At 65.1% G+C, this 25217-nt stretch carries 21 protein-coding genes; 8 read left to right on the forward strand and 13 right to left on the reverse strand.

Annotation, left to right across the window (positions count from 1 at the left end; all coding sequences use genetic code 11):
• The gene (locus J2X53_RS03065) at positions 1–3363 is read left to right on the forward strand and encodes an efflux RND transporter permease subunit (protein WP_349035989.1); all 3363 of its coding nucleotides are present in this window, start codon (positions 1–3) and stop codon (positions 3361–3363) included.
• 31 nt (positions 3364–3394) lie between these two features.
• Here the strand turns inward: J2X53_RS03065 and J2X53_RS03070 are convergent, their stop codons facing one another.
• Entirely contained in the window at positions 3395–4207 is an 813-nt protein-coding gene (locus J2X53_RS03070; RefSeq protein WP_349035990.1) for a protein-disulfide reductase DsbD domain-containing protein, read from the reverse strand.
• Positions 4208–4340: 133 nt separating this feature from the next.
• On the opposite strand from J2X53_RS03070, the gene J2X53_RS03075 reads away from it, so the two are divergent.
• Positions 4341–4895, forward strand: a complete 555-nt coding sequence (locus J2X53_RS03075) for a YqgE/AlgH family protein (protein WP_349036294.1) — start codon at positions 4341–4343, stop codon at positions 4893–4895.
• A gap of 14 nt (positions 4896–4909) precedes the next feature.
• On the opposite strand, the gene J2X53_RS03080 is transcribed toward J2X53_RS03075, so the two are convergent.
• The 10 genes from J2X53_RS03080 to J2X53_RS03125 all read right to left on the reverse strand — a co-directional run bounded on the left by J2X53_RS03080 (position 4910) and on the right by J2X53_RS03125 (position 16280).
• Complete coding sequence (locus tag J2X53_RS03080) at positions 4910–7222, reverse strand: aldehyde dehydrogenase family protein (protein ID WP_349036295.1); 2313 nt, start codon at positions 7220–7222, stop codon at positions 4910–4912.
• Between the two features lie 195 nt (positions 7223–7417).
• On the reverse strand, positions 7418–8341 hold the full coding sequence (gene deoC / locus J2X53_RS03085; RefSeq protein WP_349036296.1) for a deoxyribose-phosphate aldolase: 924 nt from the start codon (positions 8339–8341) through the stop codon (positions 7418–7420).
• Between the two features lie 188 nt (positions 8342–8529).
• The gene (locus J2X53_RS03090; protein ID WP_349035991.1) at positions 8530–8928 is read right to left on the reverse strand and encodes a Na+/H+ antiporter subunit G; all 399 of its coding nucleotides are present in this window, start codon (positions 8926–8928) and stop codon (positions 8530–8532) included.
• A gap of 7 nt (positions 8929–8935) precedes the next feature.
• Positions 8936–9205 (reverse strand): K+/H+ antiporter subunit F, encoded by a 270-nt coding sequence (locus tag J2X53_RS03095; protein WP_349036297.1) that lies wholly within the window; start codon positions 9203–9205, stop codon positions 8936–8938.
• Complete coding sequence (locus J2X53_RS03100; RefSeq protein ID WP_349035992.1) at positions 9205–9696, reverse strand: Na+/H+ antiporter subunit E; 492 nt, start codon at positions 9694–9696, stop codon at positions 9205–9207. The genes J2X53_RS03095 and J2X53_RS03100 overlap by 1 nt, the downstream gene beginning before the upstream one ends.
• Position 9697: 1 nt before the next feature.
• A complete protein-coding gene (locus tag J2X53_RS03105; protein ID WP_349036298.1) occupies positions 9698–11209 on the reverse strand; it encodes a monovalent cation/H+ antiporter subunit D in 1512 nt (503 codons plus the stop codon).
• Complete coding sequence (locus tag J2X53_RS03110; protein WP_349035993.1) at positions 11209–11562, reverse strand: Na+/H+ antiporter subunit C; 354 nt, start codon at positions 11560–11562, stop codon at positions 11209–11211. Before J2X53_RS03110 ends, J2X53_RS03105 begins: the two co-directional genes overlap by 1 nt.
• Positions 11562–14426, reverse strand: coding sequence for a monovalent cation/H+ antiporter subunit A (locus J2X53_RS03115; protein ID WP_349035994.1), 2865 nt, complete (start codon positions 14424–14426; stop codon positions 11562–11564). Before J2X53_RS03115 ends, J2X53_RS03110 begins: the two co-directional genes overlap by 1 nt.
• A 190-nt stretch (positions 14427–14616) precedes the next feature.
• On the reverse strand, positions 14617–15849 hold the full coding sequence (locus tag J2X53_RS03120; protein ID WP_349035995.1) for an ROK family transcriptional regulator: 1233 nt from the start codon (positions 15847–15849) through the stop codon (positions 14617–14619).
• Entirely contained in the window at positions 15846–16280 is a 435-nt protein-coding gene (locus J2X53_RS03125; protein WP_349035996.1) for an RbsD/FucU domain-containing protein, read from the reverse strand. Before J2X53_RS03125 ends, J2X53_RS03120 begins: the two co-directional genes overlap by 4 nt.
• Before the next feature lie 241 nt (positions 16281–16521).
• On the opposite strand from J2X53_RS03125, the gene J2X53_RS03130 reads away from it, so the two are divergent.
• The 4 genes from J2X53_RS03130 to J2X53_RS03145 all read left to right on the forward strand — a co-directional run bounded on the left by J2X53_RS03130 (position 16522) and on the right by J2X53_RS03145 (position 20106).
• Entirely contained in the window at positions 16522–17511 is a 990-nt protein-coding gene (locus tag J2X53_RS03130) for a sugar ABC transporter substrate-binding protein (protein ID WP_349036299.1), read from the forward strand.
• A 137-nt stretch (positions 17512–17648) separates the two neighbouring features.
• A complete protein-coding gene (locus tag J2X53_RS03135) occupies positions 17649–18719 on the forward strand; it encodes an ABC transporter permease (RefSeq protein ID WP_349035997.1) in 1071 nt (356 codons plus the stop codon).
• Entirely contained in the window at positions 18719–19495 is a 777-nt protein-coding gene (locus J2X53_RS03140) for an ATP-binding cassette domain-containing protein (RefSeq protein ID WP_349035998.1), read from the forward strand. The genes J2X53_RS03135 and J2X53_RS03140 overlap by 1 nt, the downstream gene beginning before the upstream one ends.
• A complete protein-coding gene (locus J2X53_RS03145; protein ID WP_349035999.1) occupies positions 19492–20106 on the forward strand; it encodes a nucleoside/nucleotide kinase family protein in 615 nt (204 codons plus the stop codon). Before J2X53_RS03140 ends, J2X53_RS03145 begins: the two co-directional genes overlap by 4 nt.
• A gap of 124 nt (positions 20107–20230) precedes the next feature.
• Here J2X53_RS03145 and J2X53_RS03150 read toward each other — a convergent pair whose 3' ends face one another.
• A complete protein-coding gene (locus J2X53_RS03150; protein ID WP_349036000.1) occupies positions 20231–21151 on the reverse strand; it encodes a DMT family transporter in 921 nt (306 codons plus the stop codon).
• Between the two features lie 139 nt (positions 21152–21290).
• Here J2X53_RS03150 and ade point away from each other — a divergent pair, with 139 nt between their 5' ends.
• Positions 21291–23003, forward strand: a complete 1713-nt coding sequence (gene ade / locus J2X53_RS03155; RefSeq protein ID WP_349036001.1) for an adenine deaminase — start codon at positions 21291–21293, stop codon at positions 23001–23003.
• 145 nt (positions 23004–23148) lie between these two features.
• Positions 23149–24030 (forward strand): LysR family transcriptional regulator, encoded by an 882-nt coding sequence (locus tag J2X53_RS03160; RefSeq protein ID WP_349036002.1) that lies wholly within the window; start codon positions 23149–23151, stop codon positions 24028–24030.
• A gap of 71 nt (positions 24031–24101) precedes the next feature.
• On the opposite strand, the gene J2X53_RS03165 is transcribed toward J2X53_RS03160, so the two are convergent.
• Positions 24102–25163, reverse strand: coding sequence for a LacI family DNA-binding transcriptional regulator (locus J2X53_RS03165; protein WP_349036003.1), 1062 nt, complete (start codon positions 25161–25163; stop codon positions 24102–24104).
• Between the last annotated feature and the right edge of the window lie 54 nt (positions 25164–25217).

Raw genomic sequence — 25217 nt, forward strand, 5'->3', positions numbered from 1 at the left:
ATGGCAAAGATGCGCACCCCGCAGCGGGCCGGTGGGTTGATTTCCTATTTCACCCGGCACCGCACCCTTGCCAACCTGTTGTTCGTGCTGCTGATCGTGGCGGGGCTGGTCGCCGCCTCGCGCATCCGGGCGCAGTATTTCCCTGATGTGATCGTGGCCGAAGTTCAGGTCTCGGTCACCTGGAGCGGGGCAGGGGCCGAAGATGTGGACCGCGCCATCGTGCAGGTGCTGGAACCGGCGCTGCTGGCGGTGGACGGGGTGACCGATGCCCTGTCGCGCGCGGGCGAGGGGTCGGCGCGGATTTCGCTGGAGTTCGAGCCGGGCACCGATCTGACGCAAGCGGCCGAGGATGTGCAGTCGGCGGTGAATTCGGTGACGAACCTGCCCGCCGAATCCGAAGAGCCGGTGATCCGCCGCACCCAGTGGCGTGATCAGGTGACCGATGTGGTGATCACCGGGCCGGTGGGCGTGGATCAGCTGGCGCGCTTTGCCGATGAATTTGTCGGGCGTCTGTTTCAGGTGGGCGTGACGCGCACCACGATCCGGGGCATGGCGGACCCCGAAACCGTGGTCGAGGTGCCGTCGGTCGCGCTGATCCGGCATGACATCACGATGCGCGAGATTGCCACAGCGATTGCGGCAACGGTCCAGACCAACCCGGCGGGCAATGTCGGCGATGGCTCGGCCCGGGTGCGGACCGGGTCGGAGCGGCGGTCTGCGGCGGAAATCGCGGGCGTGGTGCTGCGCAGCCTGCCCGATGGCACCAAGCTGACCGTGGGCGACATTGCCACGATCACCGCCGCCAGCGCCGATGCCGGGCGGGCAAGCTATGTGGGTGCCAATCCGGCGATGACGGTGCGGGTGGACCGCAACGCCGAGGGTGATGCGATCCGGATGCAGTCGAGTGTCGAGGATGTGGCGGCGGAAATGCAACTGTCGCTGCCGCCGGGGGTGACAGTCGATCTGGTGCGGGCGCGGGCCGAAGAGATCACCGACCGGCTGTATCTGCTGCTCGACAACGCGATCAGCGGGCTGGCGCTGGTGGTGTTGCTGCTGTTCCTGTTCCTGAACGCGCGCACAGCACTTTGGGTCGCGGCGGGCATTCCAGTGGCAATGCTGGCAGCGGTGGCGGTGATGTATGCGGCGGGGCTGACGCTGAACATGATCTCGCTGTTTGCGCTGATCATCATGCTGGGCATCGTGGTGGATGATGCCATCGTGGTGGGCGAGCATGCCGATTTCCGGGGGCGGCATCTGGGCGAAGATCCGGTTGTTGCCGCCGAGCGCGGGGCGATGCGCATGGCGCAGCCGGTGGTTGCCTCGACCCTGACCACGATGATCGCGTTTTTCGGACTGGTGGCGATTGGCGGGCGGATGGGCGGCATGATCCGCGATATTCCGTTTACGGTGATCGCGGTGCTGGTCGCCTCGCTGGTGGAATGCTTCCTGATCCTGCCGAACCATATGGCGCATGCCATTGCCAAGGCGCGGCAGGAAAAATGGTATGACTGGCCGTCGCGGCAGGTCAATCGCGGCATGGTCTGGCTGGGCGCGCATGTGGTGAAGCCGTCGATCCGGGTGCTGATTGTGGCGCGCTATCCGGTGCTGGCGGGCGTGGTGGCGCTGTTTGCCGCCTCTGCCGCGCTGTTCATCCGGGGTGATCTGCCGTTCCGGTTCTTCAACGCGCCTGAGCAGGCCTCGGTCACCGGGAATTTCTCGATGCTGCCGGGGGCAGAGCGGGCGGATACGCTGGAGCTGATGCGCGAGGTGCAGCGCGCCGCCGAAACGGTCGGCGCGCGGCTGGAGGCCGAGCATGGGTTGAGTCCGATCACCTTTGCCATGGCCGAAATCGGTGGCTCCGGCGGGCGCGGGCTGGCCAGTGCCGAAGGCAAGGATGCGGACCTTTTGGGCAGCATCTCGATCGAGCTGATCAACCCCGATGCGCGGCCCTACTCCAGCAATGTCTTTGTGCAGGCCCTGCAGGAAGAGGTGCGCGGCCATCCGTTGATGGAAGAGCTGTCGTTCCGGGGCGGACGGTTCGGGCCGGGGGGTGATGCGCTGTCAGTCGATCTGTACGGCGCGTCGGCCACCGAGCTGAAGGCGGCAGCCGAGGCGCTGAAAACCCGGCTGGCGGTTTACCCCGAGGTCTCGGCGCTGGAGGATTCACTGGCTTATGACAAGGAAGAGCTGGTCCTGAACCTGACCCCGCTGGGCCAGTCGCTGGGCTTTGCCATCGACGAGCTGGGCCGCACCTTGCGCGACCGGCTGAACGGGATCGAGGCCGCGACATACCCGGACGGGCCACGATCCGCTGCGATCCGGCTGGAGCTGCCGCGCGATGAGCTGACGGCGGATTTTCTGGACTCGACGCTGATGCGCACCGCCACCGGGGCTTATGTGCCGCTGGCCGATATCGTGACTGTGGAGCAGCAGGCCGGGTTCTCGACCATCCGGCGCGAGAATGGCTTGCGGGTGGTCACGGTGTCGGGCGATCTGGCCGAGGATGACCCGGCGCGGGCCGCCGAGATTCAGGCCACGCTCCGCGAGACCATCCTGCCCGGGATCGAGCAGGATTTCGGGGTCGAGAGCCGTCAGGGCGGGCTGGTGCAGCAGCAGAACGAGTTTCTGGGCGATGCGACGACGGGGGTGATCCTGTGTCTGCTGGGGATTTATCTGTGTCTGGCGTGGATCTTTGCCAGCTGGACCCGGCCCCTGGTGGTGATGTCGGTGATTCCCTTTGGCCTGATCGGGGCGATGTGGGGGCATTTTCACTGGGGCGTGCCGTTGTCGATGTTCTCCATCGTCGGGCTGATCGGCATGTCGGGCATCATCATCAACGATTCCATCGTGCTGGTCTCGACGATTGACGAATATGCCGAAAAACGCGGGCTGTTTCCGGCCATTGTCGATGGCGTGGCCGACCGGTTCCGCGCGGTGCTGCTGACCACGATGACCACGGTGTTCGGCCTGTCGCCGCTGCTGTTCGAGCGCAGCTCGCAGGCGGAGTTCCTGAAACCCACGGTGGTCACGCTGGTCTATGGTCTGGCCTTTGGCATGGTGCTGGTGCTGGTGATGGTGCCGGCGCTGATGGCGGTGCAGGCCGATATCGGCAAGATGTTCCGGGCGCTGTCACGCGGCACACGGCGCGGGCCGCGTCTGGTGCTGGCGGCGACGGGCGCTGCGCTGGTGGCGCTGTTTGCGGTGACGCTGGCGCCGGTGGTGCTGGGCGGCTGGTTTGCAAGCGTGATGCCGGGCTTGCCGGTGATGACGCAGGGCGTGGCGTTTGGGGTGTTTGCGCTGGGGGCGGCGGTGGTGACGCTGGCGGCCTATTGGATCGCGCGGCTGGTGCCGGGCCGGCGCTGAGCGCCGGTCAGCCTGCTGGGCAGCGGGGCGGTCAGCCTGCCGGGCAGCCGCGAATTTCGACCGCGCGGCCCTGACCGCCGATCACGGTGACCACCACGGCGCTGCGGTTCAGCGCAAAGGGGCCACCCGAGGGCGGCACCATGTCGGCCACTGCCGTCAGGCTGCGCCCGTCGCGGCGCACCTGCGATTCCGACACCCAGACATTGGACAGGCCGGATTCGAAGATCACCACCTCGTCGCTGCCCTGCGCGGGCAGATCCATGCGGGCGGTGATCCGCATGCCATCGCGGATCGGCTCCAGCGTGCAGGTGATGCGGGCCAGCCCCGCCTCGGCCCCGGTCGCCGGGCGCGCCTTGAGGGCCGCGTTGATCGCGCTGTCGGCAAGGCCCGGTGCGGGCAGGGCGGTGCCCAGAAGCAGGGTGGTCGGGATGCAGATATCCTTGCACACCCCCAGATCGACCGAGGCTTTCAGCCGCACCGGTTTGCGCGGGTCTTTCGGCGTGACCTCGATCGGCAACACCAGCTCGTCATGATAGCCGACCGTCTGCATGCCATTGGTGCGGAACACATCCGGCGCGGGCCAGTGAAAGCGGACCGAACCCACGTTTTCAGACCCCGTCCAGTCAAACTGCGGCGGGATGCCCGCATCGCCGGGCGCGCGCCAATAGGTCTTCCACTTCGGGGCCAGATGCAGATGCAGCGCGGCCATATGGGTGCCAGACGCGGTCTGCCAGCCGGGCCGGAACTCGCCTTCGATCACATCGGACAGCCGCACCGACTGCGCCTGCACAGGGCTGGCGAGGGCGGGGCAAAGGGCGAGGCAAAGGGCAAGGGCGCGTATCATGACGGGCAAGATAAGCAGTGAAGGGGGAATGGGAAGTCACAAAGACGGGAAGCCATTGTAGCACTTGCCTCTTGAGGCAGGGCGGCATCAGGCTCATGTTGAGGGGATGCAAACGGCGCTCGGAGCAGTGGATATGGAACTTGGTGGCAAGCTGTTGATTGCAATGCCCGGTCTGGGCGACGCGCGCTTTGACCGCAGCGTGATTTTGATCTGTGCCCATTCTGAGGATGGGGCGATGGGGCTGATCGTGAACAAGCCGACGCCGGACCTGAGCTTTGCCGGGCTGCTCGATCATCTGGATATTTCCCGCGCGCCCGAGGGGCGTGACATCCGCGTGCATTTCGGCGGCCCGGTTGAACGCGGGCGCGGCTTTGTGCTGCATTCGGCGGATTACCCGCGCGGACCGGCGACGATGGCGGTGCCCGGTGGGTTTCTGATGACCGCGACGCTGGATATTCTGGAGGCGCTGGCGCAAGGCGACGGCCCCGATGCGGCCCTGCTGGCGCTGGGCTATTCCGGCTGGGGGCCGGGGCAGCTGGAGGAAGAGATTCTACGCAACGACTGGCTGCTGGCCGATGCGCCGGCGGATCTGATCTTTGCCGCCGATGACAGCGCAAAATGGGTCAAGGCATTGAAAACGCTGGGGATCGACCCGCTGACGCTGTCGGCGACAGCGGGGCATGCCTGAGCAGTCGGCTGCGGCTATTCGCCGTAAGGCACCCAGACGGTTTTCACCGCAGTCGCCTGCCGCAGGAAGCTGCGGCCCTCGGCCTCGGCGGCCATCCAGTCACGGGCGCGGCCGTGGTTGACCCAGGTGCGCTTGAGGTTGGTGGCCGATTCCGTCTCGATGATCGTTGAGACATCGGCTGACGAAAAGCTCCAGACCGCGTCGATATCCATGTGCCCGGCGAGGGGTTTGGCCAGATCGGCATGGGGTCCGGTGACGATGTTGACCACGCCTGCGGGCAGGTCAGAGGTTTCCAGCACCTGATAGAAATCGGTGGCCGACAACGGGAACGGCTCTGACGGGACCAGCACGCAGGTGTTGCCCATGGCAATCGCCGGGGCCATGACCGAGACCAGACCCAGCAGCGGGGCCTCATCCGGGCACAGCGCGCCGATAACGCCGCAGGGCTCGTTCATCGCCAGCGCCACGCCCCGGATGGGCACCGATTTCACCGCGCCGTCGAACTTGTCGGCCCAGGCGGCATAGGTGAACAGCCGGGCAATCGCGGCCTCTACCTCATTGGTCCCGGAACTGCCGGTCTGCGCTTTAATCCGGGCGGCGAATTCGTCGGCGCGGGCCGACAGGTTTTCGGCGATGTAGAACAGGATCTGTGCGCGGGTGTGGGCGGTGGCGCGGGCCCAGCCTTTGGCGGCCTGCGCCGCCTCGACCGCGTTGCGGATGTCCTTGCGGCTGCCGATTCCGGTCTGGCCCAAGAGCGCGCCCCGGGGGCTGTAGACTGCACGGGAGTAGCCGCCATCGGGCCGCGCCTGCTTGCCGCCGATGAACAGCTTGGCGGTGCGGTCGAGGCCTTCGACGGTGGCCGTTTTCGGCGCGGGCATCGCGGCGACGGGTTTCAGCGCCGCTGTCTTGCCCTTGGGGCGCAGATAGGCGTGCAACCCCTCCCATCCGCCCTCACGCCCGAAGCCGCTTTCGCGCACGCCGCCAAACCCGGCGGCGGCGTCGAACATGTTGGTGCCATTCACCCAGACCACCCCGGCCCGCAGCTTGGGGGCAATGTCGAGCGCGAGGTTCACATTCTCGGTCCAGACCGTCGCGGCAAGGCCGTAGCGGGTGTTGTTGGCCAGCTCCACCGCTTCCGCAGGGGTGCGGAAGGTCATGCTGACCAGCACCGGGCCAAAGATTTCCTCTTGCATCAGCGGCGAGGCGGCGGAAAGGCCGGTGATCAGGGTGGGCGGATAGAAACAGCCCTCGGGAAGCGGCGTATCCGCGGTGTATTTGTCACCCTCTGACGCATCGACCAGCCGGGTGATGGTGGCCAGTTGCACCGGATCGACCACCGCGCCCACATCAATGCATTTGTCCAGCGGATCACCGATGCGCAAGCCATCCATCCGGCGTTTCAGTTTGGCATGGAAACGCTCGGCCACCCCTTCCTGCACCAGCAGGCGTGAGCCTGCACAGCAGACCTGACCGCCGTTGAACCAGATCGCATCGACCAGCCCCTCGACCGCCGAGTCCAGATCGGCGTCGTCGAACACGATGTAGGGCGACTTGCCGCCCAACTCCAGCGTCAGCGCCTTGCCGGTGCCGGCGGTGGCGCGGCGGATCGCCTTGCCAACGGCGGTGGAGCCGGTGAAGGCGATCTTGTCGATGCCGGGGTGGGCGACCAGCGCCGCCCCGGTGTCACCATCGCCGGTGACGATGTTCAGCACGCCGCGTGGCAGGCCCGCCTCACGGCTGAGGTCGGCAAACAGCAGGGCGGTCAGCGGGGTGTATTCGGCGGGTTTCAGCACCACGGTATTGCCCGCCGCCAGCGCCGGGGCCACCTTCCATGCCAGCATCAAGAGCGGAAAGTTCCACGGGATCACCGCGCCGCAAACGCCCAGAGGCTCCATCCCCGGCAGCTCGGCGGGGGCCAGTTGCGCAAGGCCCGCGTGGTAGTAGAAATGCCGCGCGACCAGTGGCAGGTCGATGTCGCGGCTTTCGCGGATCGGTTTGCCGTTGTCCATCGTCTCCAGCACCGCCAGCAGGCGGGCGTGTTTCTGCATCAGCCGGGAGAGGGCGTAAAGATATTGCGCCCGCTTGTGGCCCGGCAGGCGCGCCCATTTCGGCTGCGCCCGCCGCGCGGCGGCAACGGCGGCATCGACCGAAGCGGCAGAGCCCTGACTGACCTGCGCCAGTGTCTTGCCGGTGGCGGGGCTTTTAGTGTCGAACAGGCTTTCCGGCGCGGTAAACCGGCCGTCGATGAAATGGCCAAAGCGCAGATCATGCCCGGCCAGCCAGGCCTGCGCCTCGGCCGTGCCCTCGGGGGCGGGGCCGTAGGACATGGAGTCGAAAATCTCGCGCACAGAGCTCACGGTCTGGTCCTTTCAGAAATCATCTCACATCGCCCCGGCGGGAACACCCGGCCCTACCTTGCGCGCTCCGCGCGGGAGTATTTTTGCCAAGATGAATGCGGCAGGGTTTCATCTTGGTCCAAATACTCACTGGCAACGACAGGGCTGGGGCAAGGCTGGCCATGGTCAGCCCATCGCGTGGCGGTTGGCGGCGGAGTAGTGGCCGGTCAGGTAATGGTCGAGCTGGCGTTCGATATCGCCCAGAAGGCTGGAGGCGCCAAAGCGGAACAGGTCGGGATAGAGCCAGTCGTCGCCGAGTTCATCCTTCATCAGCGCCAGATACAGCAGCGCGTCCTTGGCCTTGGCAATGCCGCCCGCCGGTTTATAGCCGACCTTGATGCCGGTGCGGTCCTGATAATCACGGATGCAGCGGATCATGGTCAGGGTGACGGGCAGGGTGGCGTTGACGCCCTCTTTACCGGTCGAGGTCTTGATGAAATCGGCCCCGGCCATCATGCAGATCAGCGAGGCGCGGGCAACGTTGCGCAGGGTGCCAAGCTCGCCGGTGGCGAGGATGGCTTTGACATGCGCCTCACCACAGGCGTCGCGCATCTCGCGCATCTCGTCATAGAGCGCCTGCCAGTTCTGGGTCAGCACATGGCGGCGCGAGATGACGATGTCGATCTCGCGCGCGCCTGCGGCCACGCTTTCGCGGATCTCCTGCACGCGCAGGTGCCAAGGCGACAGGCCCGCCGGAAAGCCGGTGGAGACGGCGGCGACGGGAATATCGGTGCCCTCCAGCGCGCGCACCGCCGTTTCGACCATGTCGTGATAGACGCAGACCGCGCCGACGGTCAGGCCATCCATGCCCAATGCGTGCAGCGTCTCGGCCCGCACCGGCTGGCGGGCCTTGGCGCACAGCCGCTGGACGCGGCCGGGGGTGTCGTCGCCGGAGAGGGTGGTCAGGTCGATCAGGCTGACCGCTTTCAAGAGCCAGGCGGCCTGATACTCCTTTTTCACCGTGCGCCGACCGCCCAAAGACGCGGCGCGGCGTTCGATCGCGGAGGTATTGGCCTGCACCGAGGCGACCCAGTCCAGATCCAGCGCCATGCCGGGATTGCGGTCATGCGGCGGGCGGGCGTGGGCAAGGGCCACAAGCCCGGTGGTCGTGGCGGGCACGTCGGGGGTAAGCGCGGTCACGGCAAGCCCTTTGCTGCGGTCAGTTTCGCTGCAATGTGGCATGGGTGCCGCGAGCGGGCAAGTCTGACGCGGCGACGATTTGACCTTTTGGTCAGAAATCAGCCGGGATCGCGGTCATCCAGCAGGATCGGGCTGACCGCCTGCACTTCGGGGTCATAGGTGGCCCATTCGGTGCCGACGCCCGTGGGGGGCAGGTCTTCCTTGTTGATCTCGCGGTGCAATTGCGCCTTGGCGATGAAATTCGCGGTGATCGGTGCGGTCAGGAACAGGAACAGCGTGATCATCAGCTCGTGCCAGCTGAGCCGTCCCTCAAAAAACCAGAAATACGCCATCGACGCGATCAGTGCCGACCCGACGCCGAGCGTGGTGGCCTTGGTCGGCGCGTGCAGGCGTTGCAGCATCTGCGGCAGTTTCAGCAGGCCAAAGCTGCCGACGAGGCCAAAGATGCCGCCAAAGACCAGAAGGGCGGCAAGAATGTATTCGACGATCAGGGTCATGCCAGCCTCATTCAATGATGTCGCCGCGCAGGACGAATTTGCAATAGGCCACGGTCGAGACAAAGCCGGTCATGGCGAACAGCAGTGCTGCCTCAAAATTGACGCCGGACTTGGTGCGCATGCCGTACAGAACAATCAGGGTGAGGACGTTGATCACCATGGTATCGAGCGCAAGGATGCGGTCGGTCACGCCGGGCGCGCGGAACACACGGTACAGGTTCATCGCCAGACCAAGGCCAAAGCAGAGAAAGGCGAAATCAAGGGCGTAGTGCAGGATCATTCGAATATCCTTTTCAGTCGTGCCTCGTAGCGGGTCTTGATGTCGGTGATGACGGCATCCGGGTCGGGCGCGTGCAGTGCGTGGATCAGCAGCACGCGGCCACAGGACGACATGTCAGAGGTGACCGTGCCGGGGGTCATGGTGATGGTGCCCGCCAGAATGGTGATGGCTTCGGGCGTTTTCAGATCAATCGGTATCGCCAGCCATCCGGAGCGGATGTCCGCGTTGGGCATGAACAGGACGATCTTTGCCACCTCGATATTGGCTTTGATGATGTCCCACATCACCAGCAGCACATAAGCGCCAAAGGCAGGCACCCGTTTGAGCGGGGGGCGGTTTGGCCAATAGGGGGCGGTCAGCATCGGGATGATGGTGGCAAGGATCAGCGCCATCACGACGCTGCCGACCTTGATCTGGTTGACCAGCAGAATCCAGGTTGCGAACAGCAGCATCGACAGCAGCGGGTGGGGGAAGAGGCGGCGCAGCATGTTACTTCACCTCTGGCAATTGGTTGGCCGCGATATAGGCGGCGGGGTCAAACAGGCTGGCGGCGGTCACCTCGATCCAAGCGATCACCGGACCGGCGAACACCGTCAGGGCCACAAGCCCCGCCAGCAGCGTGCCCACAGCGACAAAGGACAGCGCCTGTGCCGGATGGGTCGCGCCGTCACCTTCAGGCGCAGAGGCGTGGGCTTTCCAGAACAGGCTGGACCCGGCGCGGGCAAAGCCGACGATGGTGATCAGCGAGGTCACAAGGATCACCGACCACACCAGCGCCGCCTGATCTCGCAGCGCGTCCAGCACCAGCAGCTTGCCGATAAAGCCCGACAGCGGCGGCATCCCGGCGGTGGCGATGGCCGAGGTCATGAACAGGGCCGAGATCAGCCCGGCCTGCGCGATGGGCGGCAGCGCCTGGTGCAGCCCGTCATGCGCGCGGCGATAGGTCACCAGATCGGCGATCAGGAACAGCGCCGCCCCGGCCAGTGTGGAATGCACCATGTAATAGAGCGCCGCCGCGGTGGACGCGGGCGTAAAGGCCGAGATCGCGATAAAGGCGGTACCCATTGACGCCACGGCGGCAAAAGCCGCCAGCCGCGACAGGGTGGTCGCCCCCAGAATGCCAAGCGCGCCGATGATCAGCGTCAGCAGCGCTGCGGGCAGCATCAGGTCAGAGATCAGGGTGCCGGTGACCGGATGGCCGGGCGGCAAGACGATGACGCCAAAGCGGATCACCGCATAAGCCCCGATCTTTGTCATCACCGCGAACAGCGCCGCCACCGGGCCGGGGGCGTTGGAATAGGTGCCGGGCAGCCAGAACTGCAAGGGCACCAGCGCGCCCTTGATGGCAAAGACCATCATCAGCATCACCGCCGCCACCCGGAACAGGGCAGCGTCGCCCTGCGGCAGCTCTGCCGCCTTGACCGCCAGATCGGCGATGTTCAGCGTGCCGGTGATCGAATAGATCGCCGCCAGCGCAAACAGGAACAGCGACGAGCCGACCAGGTTGAAGGCAACGTATTGCACGCCCGCCCGCAGCCTGTCCTTGCCGCCGGAGTGGATCATCAGACCATACGAGGCGATCAGCAGAACCTCGAAGAACACGAAAAGGTTGAAGGCGTCGCCGGTCAGAAACGCGCCGCAGATCCCCATCAGCTGAAACTGGAACAGCGCGTGGAAATGCCGCCCGCGCGTGTCCCAGCCGGAGCCGATGGTGTAGAGCAGAACCGCAACTGCCAGCACGGCAGTCAGCGTGACCATCATCGCCGACAGCCGGTCCAGCACCAGCACGATGCCAAAGGGCGCGGGCCAGTCGCCGAGCATGTAGATTTCGGGGCCCTCGTTGCTGGCCGCGACCAGCAGCGCGATGCTGACCGCCAGCAGGCCGAGCGCGGCGGCCAGTGAAAACACGCGCTGCAACAGCAGGTCGTTGCGCATCAGAAGCACGATTGCCGCGCCCATGATTGCAGGCAGAAGAACCGGAACAGAGATCCAGTGATACATCATCTCGGACCCCCATCCACCGGGGTGTCATCGTCGTTCATATCCACCTTGTCATGGCCAGATTCGAGAAAGGCCCCCAGCGCCATCATCACGATCACCGCCGTCATCCCGAACGAGATCACGATGGCCGTCAGCACCAGCGCCTGTGGCAGCGGGTCGGCATAGCCGGGCGCACCCTCACCGTAGATCGCAGGCATGTTGGTTGCCAGCCGGCCCGAGGTGAAGATGAACACATTGACCGCGTAGGTCAGCAGGGTCAGCCCGACAATGACAGGAAACGTACGCTGGCGCAGCATCAGGTAGACGCCAGCGGCGGTCATCATGCCGATTGCGGATGCGACAAGAGCCTCCATCAGCGGACCTCCCCGGAGTTGAGGGTGCGGCCTTCGGACGGGTCGATGTCAAAGGGTTGCACGTTGATGGTCTCTCCGGCGCGCAGGCCGATGCGGGACAGCGAGGCAAGGGCCAGCATCACCGCCCCCAGAACGGTCAGGAACACGCCAAGGTCGAACAGGGCGGCGGTGGCAAGCTCAAACGTCTCCAGCGGCCAGAGCGTGACATAGCCAAAGGCCGAGGTCAGGAAGGGCAGACCGTTGAACCATGCGCCGATGCCGGTGGCGGCAGCGATCAGCACGCCACAGGCGATCAGCGCGTGGTAATCGACCTTTTGCCGTGCCGCTGTCCAGGCAAAGCCCGAAGCCATGTATTGCATGATCAGCGCAATCGCCACGATCAGACCGGCGATGAAGCCGCCGCCGGGTTCATTGTGACCGCGCAGGAAGATGAACACCCCCACCATCAGCGCGATGGGCAGCATGACCCGGGTGGCCACCACCAGCATCATCGGGTGACGGTCGCCCGCGCGCCGCTGATCGGGCCGCCAGGCCAGCAGCCGGTCATTGGCAGGACCGGCGCGCAGCAGCGCTTCGGTCAGGGCAAAGATCACCAGCGCGGCGATGCCCAGCACGATGATCTCGCCAAAGGTGTCATAGCCCCGGAAATCGACCAGAATGACGTTGACGATATTGGTGCCGCCGCCCCCCGGTTTGGAGTTGGTGATGTGATATTCGGAAATCGGGCTGAACGCCTGATCGCGGGTCATCAGCGCATAGGCCAGTGCGGCAATGCCGACACCTGCGATGACGGCGATGGCGCCATCCCACGTGCGGCGCACAGGGCTGCTTTCCATCGGGGTGGCCTTTGGCAGGAAATTCAGCGCCAGCAGCATCAGGATGATCGTTGCCACCTCGACCGAGATCTGGGTCAGCGCCAGATCGGGGGCCGAGAAATAGGCAAAGCTGACCGAAACCATCAAGCCCACGATCCCCACCAGAACCAGCGTCAGCAGGCGCTGGCGGTGATAGATCACGATGGCCACGGTTGCCAGCACCAGAGCCAGCCAGCCCAGCACGGGAACCGGGTGGACCGGCATCAGATCGCGGGTGCCCACGGCATGGGAGCCGGTGTCAAAGGCATAGTAAGACGCCGCCGCAATCGCCAATGTGCCGATGGCGATATAGCGGGTCAGCGCCCCGTCATGCAGGGTGTTGGCGATGCGCCCGGCAAGGGCGGCAAAGGGTTCGACAATGCCGTCAAAGATCCGCTTGGCCTCGGGCCGGGGGGTTGCGATCCACAGCGCCATCAGGCGCGGATGCAGGCCCATCAGCAACAGACCACCACCGACAGCCGCAAGCGACATCCACAGGGCGGGGGCATACAGCCCATGCCAATGGGTGATCTTGACGCTCACCACCTCACCCGTGACAGCACTCGCGGCGGCATTGACCAGCCATGCGGCGGTCACCATCGGGAACAGGCCGATCAGGATCACCAGACCGGCCAGCAGGGCCGGGGCAGCCCAGAGGCCAAAGCCGGGGTCATGTGGCTTGCTTGGGTAATCGGTGCGCACCGGGCCAAGGAAGGCGTGGGCGATGAACCGAAAGCTGTAGGCGACCGAGAACAGCGCGCCGATGGTGGCAAGTGCGCCCAAGAGCCAAGGATTTGCCATCCATGCGGTTTGCGACGCTGACTCCAGCATCAACTCTTTCGACAAAAAGCCGTTGAGCGGTGGGATGCCCGCCATCGACAAGGACGCGATGGTGACGATGGTAAAGGTGATCGGCATCAGCGTGCGCAAGCCGCCAAGGCGTTTGAGATCACGGGTATGCGCCTCGTGATCGACAATGCCTGCCGACATGAAGAGCGCTGCCTTGAAGGTGGCGTGGTTGATGATGTGAAACACCGCCACGGTCGCCGCAGCCGGGGTGCCAAAGCCCAGCAGCATGGTGATCAGGCCAAGGTGCGACACGGTGGAAAACGCCAGCAGTGCCTTCAGGTCATCCTTGAACAGCGCGATCTTGGCGGCCATCACCATGGTGATCAGGCCTGTGGTCGCGACGATGTAGAACCATTCCGGCGTGCCCGACAGCACCGGCCACATCCGGGCCATCAGGAACAGCCCGGCTTTGACCATGGTGGCCGAGTGCAGATAGGCCGACACCGGGGTGGGCGCGGCCATGGCATGCGGCAGCCAGAAATGGAACGGGAACTGCGCCGATTTGGTGAACGCGCCCAGCAGGATCAGGATCAGCGCCGGCAGATACCAGTCAGACGACTGGATCGCATCCTTGTTTTCCAGAATGACCGACAGGTCATAGCTGCCGACGATATTGCCCAGAATCAGCATGCCCGCGATCATCGCAAGGCCGCCGCCGCCGGTGACGGTCAGCGCCATCCGCGCGCCCTGACGCCCTTCGGGCAGGTGTTTCCAATAGCCGATGAGCAGGAACGACGACAGCGAGGTCAGCTCCCAGAATACCAGCAACAGCAGGATGTTGTCGGACAGAACAATGCCGACCATCGCGCCCTGAAACAGCATCAAGTAAGTGTAGAACTGCCCCATCGGGTCAGATTTCGCGAGGTAAAATCGCGCATACAGGATGATCAAGAGCCCGATACCAAGGATCAGACCGGCGAACAGCAGGCCCAGACCGTCAAGAAAGAAATTGGCGTTCAGGCCCAGCGACGGGATCCACTCGATCCGGGTCTGCACCACCTCGCCGCGCAGGACGGCGGGGGCGTTCAGGCCAAGCATCAGAAGGGCAAGGGCGGTGACAGATCCGGTTACCATGGCGCAGGCATTCTTGCCTGCGCGGATCATCAGACCGGGAAGAAGCGCACCAAGAAAAGGCAGCGCAGCAATCAGGGCGAGTGACATGAAACGGCGTTCCCTCGTCGTGGCGTGGCGTTTTTGCGTCGTTATCGTCGCGGCGGGTTTTTGCCGATCAAAGACCTTGCGAAAACATTTTCAAGACCTTTAGGGCCCACAACCGGTGACGGAAAGCATTTTCGGCAGCAGAAGGGCTGGCAACCCCCAAAAACGCGATAAGGCGGCGCGGCAACCGCGACTAGGTGTCGCGGCCCGAGGCATTCTGGTCGATCAGATAGCGGTGCGACAGGGGGATGGCGGCGGCACCCAGCACCCGCGCATTGGCCCCGACCGTGCCCTGACGGATGGCGGGGGCATCGATTCCGGCCAGATCCAGCCGGTGCAGCGCGTCATGGGTACGGGCGGTCAGCTCGGCGCGGATGGCGGTTGGCATCCAGCCGTCGATCAGCACCGCCTCCAGCTCGATCAGGGCGGCGGCGGACAGGATGGCATGGGCCAGACCGCAGGCTGCGCTGTCCATCCATGCGGTCAGGACCGGCTGGCTGACCCGCCAGTCCAGATGCTGCGCCCACAGATGGTCTGACGGCTCGCCCGCCGCCTCCATCGCGTCGGCCAGCACCGACATCGACGCCACATCCAGCAGACGCCGGGTTGTGCCATCCGGGCCGGGCACCGGAATCGGGCCGACGCCCGCTGCATTGCCGCTGCGCCCGGTGAACAGCTGGCCATTCAGCACCAGACCACCGCCGATGAAGGTGCCGAAGTAGAAATACAGAAAATCCTTGGGCCGCTCGCCGGTGCCGAACACCAGTTCGGCCCCGCAGGCAGCGGTCGCGTCATTCTGCACAAACACCGGCATACCTGTCAGCGCTGCCAGTTCGGCCTGAATGTCGCGGCTGCGCCAGGCATCCATTTCGGCCTGTGGCGCGCCGATGGATTGCACCCAGTTCCACAGCTGAAACGGCATTGCCACGCCCAGACCGCCAATGCGCCCGCGCGCGGCGGCAGGCAGGTCCGCGATCATCAGGGGCAGGGTGACTGATACGAAATCGACCACCGCCCCCGGGGTGGGATAGCGGTAGACCTGCCGCTCCAGCCGCAAGACCCGGCCCAGAAAATCCACCAGCGTCAGATCCGCCGAGCGGCGCCCGATCTTGAGCCCAAAGAAAAACGCGCCTTCAGGTGCAATCGACATCGGAATCGAGGGTTGGCCGATACGCCCGCGCTGCGGCTCGCCGCGCGCCAGCAGCCCGTCTTGTTCCAGCGCGCGCATGATGACCGAAACCGTCTGCGCCGACAGGCCGGTGATGCGGGCAATGTCGGATTTCGCCAATGCCCCGTGCTGGCGCACCAAGGTCAGCACCAGCCGTTCATTCTGGGCGCGCATGCCGGACTGATTGGTGCCGCGCAGCACCGGATCATCGGTGCCGGTGCGGTCCGGACTCGGTGCGGCATCGCTGAAGGGTGTCATCCGTCTCCCCTGATCACGCCTTTGCGCAGAATGACATTGGCATAAAGCGCGGTTTCGCTGCTGGCAACGATGGTATGCGCGGCGCGGATGCGTGGGTACAGGGTGTCACCTGCCATTGGCTGCACCGCATAGCCGGGCTTTAGCCGGCCACACAGCGCCTCGATCTCGTGGTGGATCGGGCCTGAGTGGTCGGGGTCGTTGTGCAGGCTGGCGCGGCAGATTGCAAAGGGCGCGTCATCATCCAGCGGCAGCACAGTCAGGATCGCCTGCAACAGCGGCAGCAGGCCATGACCATCGGCGCGCACCAGGCGGCGGGCATGCTCTTGCGCGGGGTAGTTGCCATCGACGATGGCAATCTCGTCGCCATGACCCATGGCGCGCAGGGTGGCCAGCAGCTCTGGCCCCAGAATGGATGGTATTCCGATCAGCATGTGTTGTGTCACCCTCAGGCGCTGTGCCCGACGGCTTCCTCCCCGGTCACAGGTTGAGGATGATTCAGCCCTTCTGTCAATATTAAATCACTCTTATTTATTTATATTGACGCGCTGACCCGAATCGGGTTTTGTAAGCGAACCGCAGCAGGAGGAACGGCTGCGTCTAAAACTTGCAGCAGGGGCCGACGCCTCTGACATCCTTGGGAGGAACCGCATGAAACTTTCGATGAAAGCCCTTATGGGCTCGGCCGCGCTTGCGCTGATGGCAACCACAGCCTCGGCTCAGACCAGCGCCTGCCTGATCACCAAGACCGACACCAACCCGTTCTTTGTGAAAATGAAAGAAGGCGCCGAAGCCAAGGCCGCCGAGCTGGGCGTGACCCTGAAATCTTACGCTGGCCGGATCGACGGCGACCATGAAAGCCAGGTCGCAGCGGTTGAGGCCTGTGTGGCCGACGGCGCAAAAGGCATTCTGATTGCAGCATCCGACACCAAGGCAATCGTGGACTCGGTTGCCGCTGCCCGCGCTGCAGGCGTGCTGGTGATCGCGCTCGACACCCCGCTGGACCCGATTGACGCGGCGGACGTGACCTTTGCCACCGACAACTTTCAGGCCGGTCTGCTGATCGGTCAGTGGGCGAACGCCACTTTGGGCGCAGACGCCGCCAATGCCAAGATCGCGCTGCTGGACCTGTCCATCGCGCAGCCTTCGGTCGACGTGCTGCGCGATCAGGGCTTCCTGCAAGGCATGGGCATTGATCTGGCCGACCCGAACAAATGGGGCGACGAGACCGATCCGCGCATTGTCGGCAACGAAGTCACCTCGGGCAACGAAGAAGGCGGTCTGAAAGCGATGGAAGCCCTGCTGGCCAAAGACCCGGATATCAACGTGGTCTATACCATCAACGAACCTTCGGCTGCCGGTGCGTTTGAAGCGCTGAAAGCGGCTGGCAAGGAAAACGTGCTGATCGTTTCGGTCGATGGCGGTTGCCCGGGTGTGCAGGATGTCAAGGACGGCGTGATCGGTGCGACCAGCCAGCAATACCCGCTGCAGATGGCGGCTCTGGGTGTTGAGGCAATCGCCCAGTTCGCGGCGGATGGCACCAAACCGGCGCCGACCGAAGGCAAGGCGTTCTTTGATACCGGCGTGGCCCTGATCACCGACAAGCCGGTTGACGGTGTGGAGTCGATCGACACCACCAAAGGCACGGAACTGTGCTGGGGCTGATCCCGGTCCGGTTCTGACTCCGCAGTTGATTTGCGGGATCACTTGACCTCAGTGTAACGTATCAAGGGCGGCCATCGCGCCGCCCTTGTCATAGCCATCGCACAGCCACGACCGCTGTGCCGGGGGAGGGGAATGACATGACGGATGCAAAAACGGCTTCCAGCTTCGAAGAGGGCCTGAAAGGCGCCTCGGAAAAGGTGGCCGAATTCCACGAAGAGAAGAGCCCGCTGAAGCGGCTGCAACACTGGCTGCATCAGACACCTTCTGCGGTGCCGATGATTGTGCTGGTGGTGGCACTGCTGGTGTTTGGCGTTCTTGCCGAGAACTTCTTCAAGGCGGGCACATTGTCGGTGATCCTGCAGCAGATTGCCATCGTTGGCATTCTTGGCTGCGCGCAGACCATTGTCATTCTGACCGCCGGCATCGACCTGTCGGTTGGCGCGATTGCGGTGTTTTCCTCGGTTCTTATGGGGCAGGCCACCTTTCGCTATGGCGTTCCGGCAGAGATCGCCATCGTCATCGGCCTGATCCTCGGCACCGCAATGGGGGCCATGAACGGCTTGCTGATTGCCAAGATGAAGCTGCCCCCCTTTATCGCGACCCTTGGCACATGGCAGATCCTGCTGTCAGCCAACTTCATCTTTTCGGCCAACGAGACGATACGATCCTCTGACATCGCGACAACCGCCCCGGCCCTGCAGCTCTGGGGCGGGTCGATCCAGCCCGGCGGAGTCAAAATCCTGTACGCGGTGTTCCTGATGATTGCGCTGGTTGCCATCATGGCGTGGATCCTGCGCAACACGGCCTGGGGCCGGCATGTCTATGCCACCGGCGATGATCCGCAGGCGGCAGAGCTGGCGGGCGTGCCGACCGGCAAGGTGCTGATTCAGGTCTATGCGCTGGCCGGGTTCTTCTGCGCCGTGGCAGGCTGGGTGATGATCGGCCGCTTCGGCTCGGTTTCGCCGACCGCTTCCACCGGGCAGCTGGGGAATATCCAGTCGATCACGGCTGTGGTGATCGGGGGCATCTCGCTGTTCGGCGGGCGTGGCAGCATCGTCGGCATGTTCTTTGGCGCGCTGATCGTGGGCGTGTTCGAGATGGGCCTGCGGCTGGTGGGCACCGACCCGCAATGGACGTTCTTTCTCATCGGCGTGCTGATCATCTTTGCGGTCGCCGTGGATCAATGGATCAGAAAGGTGGCAAGCTGATGGAACCGCTTCTGAAAGGCACAAACCTTGTCAAACGCTATGGCAAGGTGACCGCACTGGATCATTGCGACTTTGACCTCTACCCCGGTGAAATTCTTGCGGTGATCGGCGACAACGGCGCAGGCAAATCCACGCTGATCAAGGCGATCTCGGGCGCGGTCATCCCCGATGAGGGCGAGATCATGCTGGAGGGCAAACCCGTGCGGTTCTCCACCCCGATCGAGGCCCGCGCAGCGGGGATCGAGACGGTGTATCAGACCCTTGCCATGTCACCGGCCCTGTCGATTGCCGACAACATGTTCATGGGCCGCGAATTGCGCGCGCCGGGGCTCATGGGCTCGGTGTTCCGCAAGCTGGACCGCCCCCGGATGGAGAAATTCGCCCGCGAAAAGCTGAACGAGCTGGGTCTGATGACGATCCAGAACATCAATCAGGCGGTGGAAACCCTGTCGGGTGGCCAGCGTCAGGGCGTGGCGGTGGCGCGGGCAGCGGCGTTCGGCTCCAAGGTGGTGATCCTGGACGAGCCGACGGCGGCGCTGGGCGTCAAGGAATCGCGCCGGGTGCTGGAGCTGATCCGCGATGTGCGCGCGCGGGGGATTCCGATCATCCTGATCAGCCACAACATGCCGCATGTGTTCGAAGTGGCCGACCGGATCCACATTCACCGGCTGGGCAAGCGGCTGTGTGTGATCAAGCCGGGCGAATACTCGATGTCGGACGCGGTGGCCTTCATGACCGGGGCAAAACTGCCCGAAGGCCTGGCAGAGACCGCATGACGCCCGAGGGCCTGGCCGATCTGATCCGCTCCCGCGCAGACGGGCAGGGGCGGTTTCTGACCGCCCTTGCCGGGCCGCCCGGCGCCGGCAAGTCCACCCTCGCAGCGGCGGTGGTTGCCGCGCTTGGCACTGGCGCGCGGGTGGTGCCGATGGACGGGTTTCACTATGACGATGCGGTGTTGAATGCCCGGGGCCTGCGTGCCCGCAAGGGCGCGCCCGAGACCTTTGATGTGCAAGGCTTCCTCACCCTGATCCGCCGTCTGCGCGATGAGGATGAAGGTGAGGTGGCGATCCCGGTGTTTGACCGCGATATGGAACTCTCGCGCGCCGCCGCCGATGTGGTCGTGCCCGCCGACCGGTTTCTGGTGGTCGAGGGCAATTACCTGCTGCTGAATGAGGGGCCATGGAAAGCCCTGCACCACGCCTTTGACCTGACCGTCTGGATCGACGTGCCTGAAGCCGAACTCGACCGGCGCCTGATGCGGCGTTGGCTGCATCATGGCAAAACCCCGGAAGCCGCGCGGGCGTGGATCGAGAGCAATGACATGCCAAACGTGCGCCGCACCATCGCAGGCTCGCGCCCGGCAGATGTCGCGGTGCGCTGGTCCTGACCGGCGCGCCTCTGTCATTCATCTTGGCAAAAATACTCGCAGGCGGTGAATTGGCGCTTGCGCCAAGAGGGGGGCGGCAGCCCCCCTTGCGACGGCGCCCCCAAGGACCACGCGGGCCTGCCGGTCAGGACCCGGGTGGCATCGCCTTGCGTTGGCGCGCGCGTTCCAGCCCCAGTTTGCGCTCGCGCCAGATGATCAGCACCCCGGCGCTGATCACCAGGGCCGCCCCGGCCAGCATGGTCGCGGTGGGCACTTCGGCAAAGAAGAACCAGCCGAACAGCAGGGCAAACAGCATTGAGGCGTAGTCGAACGGCGCAATCACCGAGGCATCGGCGCTGCGGTAGGATGAGGTCAGGAAAATCTGCCCCAGCCCGCCGATCAGCCCGGCGGTGACCAGCAGCGCCGCCTCGGTCCTGGTGGGTATGACCCAGCCATAGGGCAGGGTAACCAGCGACAGCAGGGTTGCGGTGACCGAGAACCAGAACACGATGGTGGCGGTCTGCTCGGCCTGCACCAGCTTGCGCACAAAGACCTGCGCCAGTGCCGAGAACACGGCGCTGCCCAGCACCATCATCGCCCCCAGCGCTTCGGCCGGGTTGCCGCCGCTGTTCAGCACGCTCAGGCGCGGCGAGACCACGATCAGCACGCCGACCATGCCCAGCACAACACAGGTGATGCGGAAGGCGCGGACCTCTTCGCCCAGAAACATCGCGGCAAAAATGACCGTCAGCAGGGGCGCGGTATAGCCGATGGCCGTCACTTCGGGCAGCGGCAGATAGGCAAGGCCGGCAAAGCCCAGCCCCATCCCCATCGTGCCCATCAGCCCGCGCCAGAAATGGCCGAACGGGTTGCGCGTGCGCAATCCGGTCGACAGCTCGCGCCGCCAGGCCAGCCAGATCAGGATGACGGGGATGGCGAAGAACGAGCGGAAAAACACCGCCTCGCCCGGCGGAATGTGCTCAGAGGTCGCCTTGATCATCGCCGACATCGTGATGAACAACAGGACCGAGATGATCTTAAGGGCTATGCCGCGCAACGGATTCATGCGCTCCATCGTGGCGGGGATGGTGCGGCCCTGCAAGGGGCGGGATTGTCCCCGGCACAATCCGGCTGAGGACCCCGGCGCAATCGCGGCTTCCCTGTCGGCGGCGGGTCTGATTTGCTGGGGCCAAAGGAGTCGCCCCATGCCGCATATCGCCCCCAAAGCCCCGCTGTCGCGTCGCATCACCCAAGGTCGCGGGCAAGAGCCTGCCGATCTGGTGCTCAAAGGGGGGCGGGTGTTTGACCTGATCACCGGCGATCTGGTGCAAAGCGATGTGGCGATCTGCGGCGATACCATTGTCGGTGTGTTCGGCGATTATGCCGGACGGCGCGAGATTGACGTGTCGGGCCGGATTCTGGTGCCGGGGTTCATCGACACCCATCTGCACATCGAATCCTCACTGGTCACGCCGTTTGAGTTTGACCGTTGCGTGACCCCGCGCGGGGTCACGACGGCGATCTGCGATCCGCATGAGATTGCAAATGTCTGCGGGATCAAGGGGGTAGAGTACTTTCTTGAAGCGTCGCTGCACTGTCTGATGGATATCCGGGTGCAGCTGTCGTCCTGCGTGCCATCGACCCATATGGAAACCGCAGGGGCAAGGCTGGAGGCGGCGGACCTTTTGCCACTGCGCGATCACCCGCGCGGCATCGGGCTGGCGGAGTTCATGAACTTTCCCGGGGTGCTGATGCAGGACGCGGGGGCGATGGCCAAGCTGGAGGGCTGGCAAGGCCGCCACATCGACGGCCACGCACCGCTGCTGCGCGGCAATGATCTGAACGGCTATATCAGCGCCGGCATCCGCACCGAGCATGAGGCGACGACCGCCGAAGAGGGTTTGGAAAAGCTGCGCAAGGGCATGCGGGTGCTGATCCGCGAGGGATCAGTCAGCAAGGATCTGCACGCGCTGGCGCCCTTGCTGACCGAGCGGCATGCGCCCTATCTGTGCTTGTGCACCGATGACCGCAACCCGCTGGACATCGCCGAACATGGCCATCTGGATTACATGATCCGCACCCTGATCGCCCTTGGCTGCCCGCCGCTGGCGGTCTACCGTGCGGCCAGCCTGTCGGCGGCAGAGGCGTTCGGGCTGAAGGATCGCGGGCTGATCGCGCCCGGAAAACGCGCCGACATTGCGGTGATCGACACGCTGGAGGGCTGTCATGCCAGCCTGGTGCTGGCGGGCGGCGTGGTGGCAGATGCCGCAGCCTTTGCCGCGCGCGGCACGGTCGCGCCGGTGGGGCGGCACTCGGTCAAGGCGCGGCGGGTGGGGCCACAAGATTTCCGCACCGGCGGCAACCGGAGCGAGACGCCGGTGATCGGCATTCTGCCGGGCAAGATCATCACCGAGCATCTGAGCTTTGAGATCGCGCCCGAGGATGGCGACAAGCGGCCTGACCTTGCGCGTGATCTGGTCAAGATCGCGGTGATCGAGCGGCACGGGGTGAACGGCAATATGGCGACCGGTTTTGTGAAGGGCTTTGGCCTGCAGCGCGGCGCGATTGCCTCGACCGTCTGCCATGACCACCACAACATCGCGGTGGTGGGCGCGGATTACGCCGATATGGCGCTGGCGGCGAACCGGCTGGGCGAGATCGAGGGCGGCTTTGTGGTGGTCGAGGGTGGGCGGGTGCTGGCCGAACTGGCGCTGCCGGTGGCGGGGCTGATGTCGCTGCAGCCGTTCGAGACGGTGCGGGATGCGCTGACCCGTTTGCGGGCGGCGGCAAAGGGGCTGGGGGTGGAGCTGGAAGAGCCGTTCCTGCAGCTGGCGTTCCTGTGCCTGCCGGTGATCCCGCATCTGAAGATCACCGATATGGGGATGGTGGATGTGGACCGGTTCGAGGTGATGCCGTGAGCCGTGCCGACGGGGGCGGCCTCGGGGGGCATCGAGCCCCCGCTCGGCCGCGCTGCCGCGCGCATGCGCCGGGCGGCGCGCGCAGGGCTGGCCGGGGCCTCCGGCGGGAGTATTTGGGAAAGCTGCAAGCCGGGGCGGTGGGCCGGTGATCGACAAGCTGGAGATGTTCATTGCCCTGGCCCGCGCGCGACATTTCGGGCGCGCGGCAGAGGCCTGCGGGGTGACGCAGCCCTCGCTTTCGGCGGCGATCAAGCAGCTGGAGGAGCATCTGGGGGTGCAGCTGGTGTTTCGCGGCTCGCGCTATCAGGGACTGACGCCGGAGGGGCAGCGGGTGCTGGAGCGGGCGCAGGGGATTGTGGCCGAAACGCGGGCGTTGCGCGACGAGATGCGCTCGGTCAAGCGGGGATTGGCGGGGAATTTGCGGATCGGGGTGATACCCACGGCATTGCCGATGGTGGCGCAGCTGACCACGCCGTTCACGCGGCGCCATCCGGCGGTGTCGGTCACCATCCTGTCGCGCACCAGTGCCGAAATCCGGGACGGGATCGAGCGGCTGGAGCTGGAGGCGGGGATCACCTATCTGGACAATGAGCCGCTGGGGCGGGTGTTGCGCCAGCCGCTGTATGCCGAATTCTACCGGCTGGTCTGTGCGCCGGGGACGCAGATGGCGGCGCGGGGGCAGGTGGAATGGGCCGAGCTTGCAGGTCTGCCCTTGTGCCTGCTGACCGGCGATATGCAGAACCGGCGGATCATCAACCAGCATCTGGCCGAGGCCGGGGTGCGGGCCGAACCGGCGGTCGAGTCGAATTCCACCATTGCGCTGATGGCGCATGTGGCGACCGGACAATGGGTGTCGATCCTGCCAAAGGCGCTGGCGGATCTGTTTGCCCGGTCAGGCGCGGTCAAAGCCGTGCCGATCGTGGCACCGGAGGCCGAGCATCTGGTCGGGCTGATCGCAGCACAGCGCGACCCGCCGACGCCGCTGATCGTGGCGCTGATGGAAGAGGCGCGGCGGATTGCTGACTGACCCTTGGGGGGTGCTGAATATGGTCCGTGCCGATTTGCACGTAGAGGTAAGCAAGGCTTTCCACTGTCGCTTTACGGCGTGGCTTTGCCAGCCTTGACCGGGCCGCAGGATCTGCGTTCGACCAGACGGCAGGCCAGTTCTATGCGGCGGGCGGGCATATGGGTGCCAAGGCTCAGGTCACGGACCAGATCGACGGCGGCGGCTCCGATGTGCTGCATCGGAATTTCAAGCGCGGTCAGCGCGGGCGTGAAGAACGCGCCCTGCGCCAGCCCGTCCATGCCCAGCACCGACACATCCCCCGGCACCGACAGCCCAAGGGCGGCAAGCCCCTGTAGCGCGCCCAGAGCCAGGCTGTCGCTGGCGCAGAGAACGGCGGTGAAATCGACGCCGCGGGCGCTGATCCTGGCCCGCAGCGCCTCGGCGGCGCGGTCGGGCAGCCAGTCGGCCAGATCCATCTGCAGATCAGGGTCCAGCGCGGCGCCGCCTGCGGTCATCCGGTCGCGCCAGCCTTCGACCCGGCGCTCGATGGTGCGGCGGCCCCTGTGGCTGAGAAACAGGATCCGGCGGTGGCCCAGCCGCATCAGGTAATCGGTGGCCATGGCGGCGGCAGCCCGGTTGGAGGGCGCGACTGAGGACAGCTGCATCAGCGGGTCATCGCCATTGACCAGCACCACCGGCTTGCGCGAACTGCGCGCCGCCGTCAGCATGTCTTCGTCATCCAGCGTCAGGAACAAAAGACCCGCCACCCGTGGGTCGGCGGCGGCCTCGGCCAGCGTCTGCCGCTCTTGCTCGGTCGAGGTGATGGCCTGCGTCACCAGCTCTGCCCGCAACAGCCGGACCCGTTCCTCGATGCCCTGCATCACGTTCAGGGTGAACTGGCTGCGGGCGTAATCCTCCATCGCGGCGGGGCTGGCGAGAATCAGCAGACGCTGGCCGGCGAGGGTGGAGGGCAGGGCATAGCGGAACTCCTGCGCCTTGCGCTGGATCTTCTCGACCAGTTCGGGCCGCACCCCCGGCGCACCCGACAGCGCGCGCGACACCGTGGCAATCGAGACGCCGCAGGCGGTGGCCAGATCGTCCAGCCTGATCCGCCGGCTGGGTTTGCCGCTCTTTCCCGGTGGGATGGTTTGCATGGGGCACCTTTTCTGACTGCCGCCCCAATATGCAAAAAATTTTCATGTTGTGCA

This window comes from Pseudotabrizicola sp. 4114 (assembly GCF_031457365.1).
Classification (GTDB): domain Bacteria; phylum Pseudomonadota; class Alphaproteobacteria; order Rhodobacterales; family Rhodobacteraceae; genus Pseudotabrizicola.